12 protein-coding genes are annotated in these 9,633 nt (G+C 64.7%); 11 read left to right on the forward strand and 1 reads right to left on the reverse strand.

Translation table 11 applies throughout. The annotated features are described in order from the left end of the window. Nucleotides 1–4 precede the first annotated feature (4 nt). The 11 genes from nifK to AC1P6P_RS17170 all read left to right on the forward strand — a co-directional run bounded on the left by nifK (nt 5) and on the right by AC1P6P_RS17170 (nt 8,680). Nucleotides 5–1,531 carry a nitrogenase molybdenum-iron protein subunit beta gene (gene nifK, locus AC1P6P_RS17120; RefSeq protein WP_481403656.1) on the forward strand — a complete coding sequence of 509 codons (1,527 nt, stop codon included), beginning with the start codon at nt 5–7 and terminating at the stop codon, nt 1,529–1,531. 6 nt (nt 1,532–1,537) lie between these two features. Beyond that, entirely contained in the window at nt 1,538–2,926 is a 1,389-nt protein-coding gene (gene nifE, locus AC1P6P_RS17125) for a nitrogenase iron-molybdenum cofactor biosynthesis protein NifE (protein ID WP_481403657.1), read from the forward strand. Then, the gene (gene nifN / locus AC1P6P_RS17130; protein ID WP_481403658.1) at nt 2,919–4,223 is read left to right on the forward strand and encodes a nitrogenase iron-molybdenum cofactor biosynthesis protein NifN; all 1,305 of its coding nucleotides are present in this window, start codon (nt 2,919–2,921) and stop codon (nt 4,221–4,223) included. Before nifE ends, nifN begins: the two co-directional genes overlap by 8 nt. Next, nucleotides 4,201–4,674, forward strand: a complete 474-nt coding sequence (nifX, locus tag AC1P6P_RS17135) for a nitrogen fixation protein NifX (protein ID WP_481403659.1) — start codon at nt 4,201–4,203, stop codon at nt 4,672–4,674. Before nifN ends, nifX begins: the two co-directional genes overlap by 23 nt. Further along, entirely contained in the window at nt 4,667–5,113 is a 447-nt protein-coding gene (locus tag AC1P6P_RS17140) for a NifX-associated nitrogen fixation protein (RefSeq protein WP_481403660.1), read from the forward strand. The genes nifX and AC1P6P_RS17140 overlap by 8 nt, the downstream gene beginning before the upstream one ends. A gap of 15 nt (nt 5,114–5,128) precedes the next feature. Then, nucleotides 5,129–5,422, forward strand: a complete 294-nt coding sequence (gene fdxB / locus AC1P6P_RS17145) for a ferredoxin III, nif-specific (RefSeq protein WP_481403661.1) — start codon at nt 5,129–5,131, stop codon at nt 5,420–5,422. Nucleotides 5,423–5,547: 125 nt separating this feature from the next. Then, a complete protein-coding gene (locus AC1P6P_RS17150) occupies nt 5,548–5,865 on the forward strand; it encodes a HesB/IscA family protein (protein WP_481403685.1) in 318 nt (105 codons plus the stop codon). Continuing rightward, nucleotides 5,865–6,173 (forward strand): NifU family protein, encoded by a 309-nt coding sequence (locus AC1P6P_RS17155; protein WP_481403662.1) that lies wholly within the window; start codon nt 5,865–5,867, stop codon nt 6,171–6,173. The genes AC1P6P_RS17150 and AC1P6P_RS17155 overlap by 1 nt, the downstream gene beginning before the upstream one ends. Continuing rightward, nucleotides 6,170–7,285 carry a homocitrate synthase gene (gene nifV / locus AC1P6P_RS17160; RefSeq protein WP_481403663.1) on the forward strand — a complete coding sequence of 372 codons (1,116 nt, stop codon included), beginning with the start codon at nt 6,170–6,172 and terminating at the stop codon, nt 7,283–7,285. Before AC1P6P_RS17155 ends, nifV begins: the two co-directional genes overlap by 4 nt. Then, a complete protein-coding gene (gene nifW / locus AC1P6P_RS17165) occupies nt 7,282–7,605 on the forward strand; it encodes a nitrogenase-stabilizing/protective protein NifW (protein WP_481403664.1) in 324 nt (107 codons plus the stop codon). The genes nifV and nifW overlap by 4 nt, the downstream gene beginning before the upstream one ends. A gap of 133 nt (nt 7,606–7,738) precedes the next feature. Further along, nucleotides 7,739–8,680 (forward strand): CPBP family glutamic-type intramembrane protease, encoded by a 942-nt coding sequence (locus AC1P6P_RS17170; protein ID WP_481403665.1) that lies wholly within the window; start codon nt 7,739–7,741, stop codon nt 8,678–8,680. Here the strand turns inward: AC1P6P_RS17170 and AC1P6P_RS17175 are convergent. Then, entirely contained in the window at nt 8,607–9,377 is a 771-nt protein-coding gene (locus tag AC1P6P_RS17175; RefSeq protein WP_481403666.1) for a M23 family metallopeptidase, read from the reverse strand. The genes AC1P6P_RS17170 and AC1P6P_RS17175 overlap by 74 nt on opposite strands. Nucleotides 9,378–9,633 lie beyond the last annotated feature (256 nt).

Below are 9,633 nucleotides of genomic sequence, written 5' to 3' on the forward strand. Positions count from 1 at the left end.
ACCGATGCCCCAATCCGCAGACCGCATCCTCGATCACGCGCGGCTTTTCAACGAGCCCGAATATCAGGACCTGTTCGCCCGCAAGCACGCCCTCGAATGCCGTCATCCGCCCGAGGTCGTCGACAAGCAGCTGGAATACACCAAGAGCTGGGAATATCGCGAGAAGAACCTCGCCCGCGAGGCGCTGGTGGTCAATCCGGCCAAGGCGTGCCAGCCCTTGGGCGCGATGTTCGCCTCCGTCGGCTTCCACAAGGCGCTCGCCTTCAATCACGGCAGCCAAGGCTGCACCGCCTATTTCCGCTCGCATCTGGCGCGCCATTTCAAGGAGCCGTGCGCGGCGGTGTCGACCTCGATGACCGAAGATGCGGCGGTGTTCGGCGGCATGAACAATCTGATCGACGGTTTGCAGAACGCCTACACCGTATACAAGCCCGACATGATCATCGTCTCGACCACCTGCATTGCCGAGGTCATCGGCGACGATCTGACCTCGTTCATCACCAATGCGCGCGAAAAGGGTTCGGTTCCGGCCGATTTTCCGGTGACCCAGGCGCACACGCCGTCGTTCGTCGGCAGCCACGTCAACGGCTACGACGCCGCTATCAAAAGCGTGTTCACCTACTTCTGGGATGGGCTCGAGCGCACGCCGGGCGAGGGCATCAACCTGATCCCCGGCTTTGATGGCTATGCGGTCGGCAACAATCGCGAGCTGAAGCGCGTCTTCAAGGAATTCGGCATCGACGTCACCATCATTTCCGACGTCTCGGATCAGTTCGACACGCCGACCGACGGCAAGTATCGCATGTTCGGCGGCGGCACCACGATTGCAGAGGTCAAGGCAGCGCTGAATGCCAAGGCGACCATCGCGATGCAGAAATACTGCAGCGACAAGACCGGCGAGCTGGTGACGCAGAAGGGTCAGGACTATGTGCCGCTGCATTACCCGCTCGGCCTCGGCGCCACCGACGAGCTGCTGATGAAGTTGGCGGACCTCACCGGCAAGCCGATCCCGGAAAGCCTCGAAATGGAGCGCGGCCGCCTGGTCGATGCGCTCGCCGACAGTTCGAACTGGCTGCACGGAAAAACCTATTCGGTGTTCGGCGATCCAGACTTCGTCTACGGCATGACGCGCTTCCTGCTCGAAATGGGCGCCGAGCCGATCCATCTCTTGTCGACCAACGGCGGCAAGGAGTGGGAAGCGGAGATGAAGGCGCTCTTGGCGACCAGTCCTTACGGCGCCAAAGCGCAGGTGTGGCCCGGCAAGGATTTGTGGGCGATGCGCTCGCTGCTCGCCACCGAGCCGAGCGAATTCGTCATCGGCTCGACCTACGGAAAGATCTTCGAGCGCGATCTCGGGATTCCGCTGATCCGGCTGACGTTCCCGATCTTCGACCGCCACCATCACCATCGCTTTCCAACCTGGGGGTATCAGGGCGGATTGCGCGTGCTGGTGACCATCCTCGACAAAATTCTCGACAAACTCGACCAGGACACGATCAAGACCGGCATATCGTTCGACATGGTGCGCTGATACGCGATGCTGCAGCCCAAGCTCCAACACCTGTTTGAGGAACCGGCCTGCGCCAGGAATCGGGCCAAGGACAAAGAGCTGCGCAAGAAGGGCTGCGGCGGCAAGCCGCTGGCGCCGGGCAATACCGCCGGCGGCTGTGCCTTCGATGGTGCCAAGATCGTGCTGCAGCCGATCGCCGATGCCGCCCATCTGGTGCATGGGCCGATTGCTTGCGAAGGCAATTCCTGGGACAGCCGCCATTCCAAGTCGTCGGGGCCGATGCTGTACCGCACTGGCTTCACCACCGACATCGGCGAACTCGACGTCATCTACGGCGGCGAGAAGCGGCTTTATCGCGCCATCAAGGAAATCGCGGAACGCTACGATCCGCCGGTGATTTTCGTTTATCAGACTTGCGTCACGGCGATGATCGGCGACGATATCGAGAAAGTCTGCGCCGCGGCGACTGAGCGGCTCGGGCGGCCGGTCATACCGGTCAACGCGCCGGGCTTCGTCGGCAAGAAGAATTTCGGCACCAAGCTGGCGGGCGAGGTGCTGCTGAACCACGTCATCGGCACCGAAGAACCGGACGAGACCACGCCAACCGACATCAACCTGATCGGCGAATACAATGTCTCCGGCGATCTGTGGAACGTGACGCCGCTGTTCGCCCGCCTCGGTATCCGGCTGGTGACGGCAATCACAGGCGATGCGCGCTTTCACGACATCACCAAGGCCCATCGCGCCCGCGTCAACATGATGGTGTGCAGCCAGGCGCTGATCAATGTCGCCCGCAAGATGGAGGAGCGTTGGGGCATTCCGTGGTTCGAGGGCTCGTTCTACGGCGTTCCCGAAACCTCGAAATCGCTGCGCACGCTGGCGGCCATGCTGGTGGCGCGCGGTGCTCCCGCCGATCTGATCGCCCGCACCGAAACGTTGATTGCGGCAGAGGAAGCGCGGGTCACTACGGCGTTGGCCGAGATCCTGCCGGGGCTCGCCGGCAAGAAGGTGCTGCTCTACACCGGCGGGGTGAAATCGTGGTCGATGATCGCGGCGCTCAAATGGGCGGGCATGACGGTGATCGGCACCTCGGTGCGCAAGGCGACCGAGGACGACAAGACCCGCGCCAGCGCCCTGATGGGCGAAGAGGGCGATCTCTACGAAAACCTGCCGCAAGCAAAGATGTACGAAAAGCTGAAAGCCGGCGAGGCCGACATCATGCTGTCGGGCGGGCGCACGCAATACGTGGCGCTGAAAGCCAAGGTGCCGTGGCTCGATTCCAACCAGGAGCGCCACACCGCTTATGCTGGGTACGACGGCAACATCGCGCTGCTCACCGCCATCCATCGCGAGCTCACCAGCCCGATCTGGGCCCAGGTGCGCGCCGCGCCGCCGTGGGAGGAAAGCGATGGCTGAAGCCAAGCCGGTCACCATCAATCCCTTGAAGCTCAGCCAGCCGCTCGGCGGCGCCACCGCCTTCATGGGCCTCGACGGCTGCTTGCCGATGCTGCATGCGGCGCAGGGCTGCACCGCCTTTGCGCTGGTGCTGCTGGTGCGCCATTTCCGCGAGGCGATCCCGTTCCAGACGACGGCGATGAACGAGGTCACGACCATCCTCGGCGGCCACGACAATCTGGAATCGGCGATCCTCAATATCGTCGCGCGTGCCAATCCCAAGGTGATCGGCATCTGCTCGAACGGCCTCACCGAAGCGCGCGGTGAGGACATCAAGGGCGACCTCAAGCTGATCCGCGCCCGCCATCCCGAGCTGGCGGATGTGGCGCTGATCCACGCCCAGACGCCCGATTACACCGGCTCGTTCCAGGATGGCTGGGCGAGGGCGGTGGAAGCGATCATCGACCAACTGGTCGAGCCGCTGCCGGGAACCAATCTGCGCCAGGTGAATATTCTCGCCGGCGCCCATTTGACGCCCGCCGACATCGAGGAAATCCGCGACACGGTGGAAGCATTCGGCCTTTCCGCCATCATCCTTCCCGATCTTTCCGGTTCGCTCGACGGCCATGTCGCCGACAGCTGGGTGCCGACTACGCTCGGTGGCACCACGCTCGCCGACATCCGCCGCATGGGCCGGTCCGTCATCACGTTGGCACTGGGGTCTGCCATGGAGCCTGCCGCGCGCGCCCTCGAAACACGCGCAGGCGTTCCGGTCGAGACGTTTCCCCGCCTCACCGGGTTGCTGGCCTGGGATAAATTCATTGCTGCCCTGGCCAGGATTTCCGGCAGGCCCGTGCCGCAGGCCATCCGGCGTCGCCGCAGCCAACTGCTCGACGCGATGCTGGATGGCCATTTCTATTTTGGCCAGAAGAAAATCGGTATCGCCGCCGAGCCCGACCTGCTGTCGGCGCTATCGACCTTCCTCGCCGACATGGGCGCGACCATCGCGGTCGCGATATCGCCCACCAGCAACGCGGTTCTGAAGGATGTTCCGGGGGCGCGCGTCGGCGATCTCGACGATCTCGAACGGGCGGCGACGGGCTGCGATCTGATCGTCAGCCACAGCCACGGCCGGCGTGTGGCCGAACGGCTCGGGGCCGAATTTTTCCCCGCCGGTTTTCCGGTGTTCGACAGTCTGGGCGCGGCGCATCGGCTGAACGTCGGTTATCGCGGCGCCCGCGATCTCATTTTTGCACTCGGCAATCTCTTTATCACCGCGAAGACAGGAGGCGACCATGCGGCGGCTGCACCTCATTGAAACGACCAGCGAGACCGATCCGGGGCCGGCGTCCGGCGCCTTGAAGATCGCCTTCGCCACCCAGGATCTGCATCGGGTGGATGCCCATTTTGGCAGTGCGCCGGCGATCGTGATCTACGAAGTGGGACCGAGCGACTATCGCTTCGTCGAAGCGGTGCAGTTCGAGCAGGTGTCGAACCAGAACGGCGTCCACATCGATGAACCCGAAAGCGATGACCGTATCGGTGCCAAAGTGGCCGCGATCACCGGCTGCGCCATGCTGTTTTCGCTCGCCATCGGCGGCGTTGCGGCGGCGCGGGTGGTCAACAACAAGGTCTATCCCTTGAAGCTGCCGCAGCCCGAAGCCATCACCGACGTGATCGGCCGCGTCCAGACGATGATGAACGGTACGCCACCGCCGTGGCTGCGCAAGCTGCTGGGCCAGCCCGCAGCATCTTTTTTGGATGAGTGAGGCGCGCGTGCCGGAGCTGGGTCCTTTCTGCCGCGAGTTGGTGCGCCAAGTTCGCGCCCGCGACACCTATGACTTGTTCAACGGCAAGCCGGACGCCGATCTGCTGGCGCCGTTCGTAGTCGAAAAATCGCAAGTCCCGATCATCGGCAATCCCGATCCCCGGCTGATCGAACGGCTGGAGCAGTTCTATGCCGCCGTGGCGTTGGCGATCGAGCAACGCAGCGGGATCATGGCGGCGCCGTTGCTGCATGTCAGCGGCGAAGGCTTCGGGCGCGTGGTGCTGACCTGCGGCCGTCTTGTGGCGGTGTCGAAAACGCTGCGCGACGTGCATCGCTTCGGCTTCGCCAGCGTGGAAAAGCTGGAAGCGGCGGGATCGGCGCTAGTCGAAGACGGCCTGCAATGGATCGAGAAATTTCGCGATGCCGCCACGGCGGACTAATCAGGGGAGAGTGTGATGGCTGAGTTTGTAACCCGGGCCGGAGTGCCGTGGGTGCCGGTGTATCTGCTGGCGATCGAGGGCAGCGAATGCCTCGGGTGCGGGCGTTGCTACAAGGTTTGCGGCCGCAAGGTGCTGACCCAGGTGCCGCTCGACGAAGACGGCAATGTCGCCGAGGACGAGGAGGACATCGAGCGCTACGTGATGACGGTGTCCGATCCCGGCGATTGCATCGGCTGCGGTGCCTGCGCCCGCGTCTGCGCCAAGACCTGCCAGAAGCACGGCAGCGAGCCGCTCGCTGAGGCCGCGTAGGAAAGGCGACAAAGCGTGTGTCGGGTTTTGTCGGATTCGGCGAAAACGCCAGCCAATCCGCGGCTCCGCCGGTTGGCAAGCGGCTTGCTTAGGATGAGACAACACAGGAGGCCGCCATCCTCGACCTGACACCAAACGCGATTTCCGCCATCCGCACCCTGATAGCCGGCGCGGGCGACGACGACACGCTCGGTATCCGGATCGCGGTGTGCGGCTCGGGCTGCGGCGGACTGTCGTACCAGATGGGGCTCGAAAGCGAAGCGCGCGACGGCGACGCCGTCATCCATTGCGGCGACGTGATGGTGTTCATTGATGAAGAGTCGAAGCCCTGGCTGCAGGGCACTTGCGTCGATTTCTGCGACAGCCCGGCCGCCGGCTTCGTGTTCGACAATCCCAATAGCTGCGGGTCCTGCGGTAGTCGCACGCGCTGCGGAGGCGTGTGATGCTGGACGGACTTGTCAGCGAACCCGTTTCCGCCGTCGCGGCTCCAGGCGCCAGGCTCTACGATCTCGTAGAGAAGGCAGTCGCAGAGCTGAAGCCGCATCTGAACCGCGACGGCGGGGACATCGAGCTGATCGCCGTCGACGGCGACATGGTCGTGGTCGATCTGACCGGCAATTGCTCCGGCTGCGTGCTGGCATCGGTGACGCTGGCGGGCGTTCGCAAACGCCTGATCGAACTCGTCGGCCGGCCGCTGCGGGTGGTGCCGCTGTCGGCCACCACCATCCCCCGCCCGGAGGCGCGCCAATGAGCGTGGTCGTCAACGACACCACCTTGCGCGACGGCGAACAGGCCGCGGGCGTCGCCTTCCGCCGTGCCGAAAAACTCGACATCGCGCGGGCGCTGGACGCGGCCGGGGTGCCCGAAATGGAAGTCGGCATTCCGGCGATGGGCGAGGATGAACAGGACGATATTCGTGCCGTCGCGGCGCTCGGGCTCACGGCGCGGCTGATCACCTGGTGTCGGATGCGCGACAGCGATCTGGAGGCGGCCCTGCGCTGCAACGTCGGCATGGTCAATCTGTCGATGCCGGTGTCGGACCAGCAGCTCGAGAAGAAGCTCGGCAAGGATCGCGGCTGGGCGTTGGCAGAAATCGACCGGCTGGTGCGCCGTGCCCGTGGCGAAGGGCTCGAGGTCGCCGTCGGGGGCGAGGATTCCTCGCGCGCTGATCTCGATTTCGTCATCACCGCCGCTCGCATCGCGCAACAGGCCGGTGCCCGCCGCTTCCGTTTCGCCGATACGCTGGGGATTCTCGATCCCTTTGCCACCCACGCAATTTTCAAACGCTTGCGCGCGGCGCTGACCTGCGAACTCGAAATTCACGCCCACGACGATCTTGGCATTGCCACTGCGAATTCGCTGGCGGCGGTGCTCGGCGGGGCAAGTCACGTCAACACCACCGTCAACGGCCTGGGCGAGCGCGCCGGCAATGCGCCGCTGGAAGAAGTGGTGATGGCGCTGCATCATCTTTATCACCGCGACACCGCCATTACGCCGCGCCGGCTGCCGGAAATCTCGCGGCTGGTGGCCGAGGTCTCGGGTCGCCCGGTCGCCGCCGGCAAGAGCATTGTCGGTGAAGAGGTGTTCAGTCACGAATCCGGCATCCACGTGCATGGATTGCTGCGCGACCGGCGCAATTATCAGAGCCTCGATCCCGGCGAACTCGGCCGCGAACACCGGCTGGTGCTCGGCAAGCATTCGGGGGTTGCAGCCGTATGTCATGCGTACAGCGAGCTGGGCATGGCGCTTGACGAGACCGCCGCGCAACAAATCCTGAACAAGGTCCGCCGCTTTGCCACCGGCGCCAAGCATGCTCCGGGGCCCGGCGAACTCCTGCGCTTTTACCGCGAGGTGCAGCCATGACCGCATTAACCGAAGACCTTGAACGGCTGTCGAGCGCCGAGGATTTCTTCAGCTACTTCGCTGTCGACTATGACCCGCGCGTGCTGGCGGCATCGCGGCTGCACATCCTGAAATGCTTCCACGACAAATTGGCCGCGGTGGCGGGTCTGGATCTGATGGACGAGCCCGCCCGGCGCGCCGTCTATCGCGAGCAGCTTGCTGCCGCCTACGCGACGTTTGTTACCGGCTCGGCGCTGACGGAGCGGGTCTTCCCGCGTCTGCGGCATGCGCGGGGTGCGTTTGTGGCGCTGTCGGCCGTAGGCGCGCGCACTCCCGGGTGAGGTCGAACTTTCGCAAGTAAGACGCTATCGCATGCGCCAGCGCCGCTACAATCAGGCGTCTGCGACGCTGCGCCATTCTCGCCGAACGCGTTCGCCGAATTAGTGTAAAGCAAAGTGATTCAGCGGCGCTCTCATGCAGGACGGTGCGAAAGTCTGGCAAGCGAGGATCGGCCGGTCGCGGATGACCGGCTGGCGGGCGTTCCTGCTGGCGGGCGTGGTGCTGGCGGTCTCGCAGGGACCGTTGCGCGGTTTCGCCGTTTCTCACGCAGCCGGCTTGCAGCAGAGTGGATTGGCGGCCGCCGTCATGGCCCGGACCGCGACCTATCTGATCATCCTGTTGCCAATGGTCGTCTGGGCGCTGGTATCGTCGCGATGGCTGGAGCGACGCGCCCGCGTCGCCGGGCCGATGTCGGTGTGGACGGCACTGGCGATCGGTGTGCTGGTCGCGGTGCTGGCGTTCGCGCTGGTGCTGTTCATGCTGGTCGTCACCCAGTGCCTCGCGCTCGAGCACGCCATTGAGGCGCCCAGTGCTGCGACCTGGCTCGGGGTCGGTCTGGCGGCCGGATTGGTGGCGTTCCAGGCCGGGGCCGAGGAGATGTTCTTTCGCGGCTGGCTGCAGCCGATCCTGCTGAAACGCTGGGGTGTGTGGCCGGGCGTTGTCGCCACATCGGCGCTGTTCGTCGTCGCCCATTCGGTTCTGCTCCATGGCTGGCTCGGCGTCGTCAACGTCTTCCTGGCGGGGATGCTGTTCGGCCTACTGGCGCTGCGGACCGGCAGTGTGGCGGCGGCGTTCGCGGCGCACGGTGTCTGGAACTGGCTCGAGCAATCGGCGGTCGGTCTGACGCCCAATCCCGGTGTCGATCCGCTCGGCAGTTTCCTCGATCTCAAGATCGTCGGTCCCGACATGATCGGCGCCGGTGCCGATGAATTGACCGGCTCGCTGTATGTCACGCTGATCTTCACGATCTTCGTGGTGATCCTGATCGCCCTGCCGGATCTCGTCACATCGAACGCAGGCGCAAAGCGTCAATCCGGTCGCGTTCGCGAACGAAGCGCTTCAGCCCATCGCCCGTAAGCGGAGGCGCCAAGTCCTGCTTAAATGTCGCCGGATCGATCTGCTGGCCGCCGACGATCACCTCATAATGCAGATGCGGGCCGGTGGAGATGCCGGTGTTGCCGGAAAAGGCGATGACGTCGCCCTGACGCACCCGCGTGCCGACCGCGAGCTTGGCGGCAAACGCCGACAGATGGGCGTAGGCGGTGGCGAGCTGGCCGGAATGATCGATGCGGACGTAGTTGCCGTGATCGCCATGCGGACCGACCCAGCCGATCACACCGTCGCCAGAGGCATAGACCGGCGTGCCGATCGGAACGCCGAAATCGACGCCTTTGTGCATGCGGGTGAAACCGAGCACCGGATGCTCGCGCATCCCGAAGGTGGAGGTGACGCGGCCGCCCTGGACCGGCGTGCGCATCAGGCTGCGGCGGGCCGAGCGGCCTTCGGCGTCGTACCAGTCCGCCGGCGCATCGGGTGTGGGCTGGAAGCGATAGATCGCCTTCGATTTTGCCGCCGTCACCAGCGAGACATAATAGAGCCGCGGCGGTCCGCCGTTGGCCGGCTTATCGGCGCCGACCGCGACTTCGAACACGTCGCCGGGATGAATGTCACGGACGAAATCGAAATCATAGGCGAGAGCGCCGGCGATCTCGGCCACCAGGCGGTCATCGACGCCGGCCGCCACCGCCGAACTGTAAAAGGTCTGCTCGTCCATCTCGCCGCGAAACAGGCGCAGGCGTGTCGCCGCCGGCTGGGCGGCGTGAACGGCCGGACGGGGCGAAACGGCGGGGTGGCGGCCTGCCAAAACAACGATGAGGGCGGCGGCAAATGCGCCCAGTCCACAGCCGATCAGCGCGACTCTTGGCCAAGTCCTCGACGCAGGCTTTGGCCTCTCGGCCGGCGTTTCCGGGGACTGAGGACGCTTCCAGGTGCTAGGGTCATAGGATGGCGATGCTGCCGCTTTGCCCTGT

It is taken from the genome of Rhizomicrobium sp. (assembly GCF_056722145.1).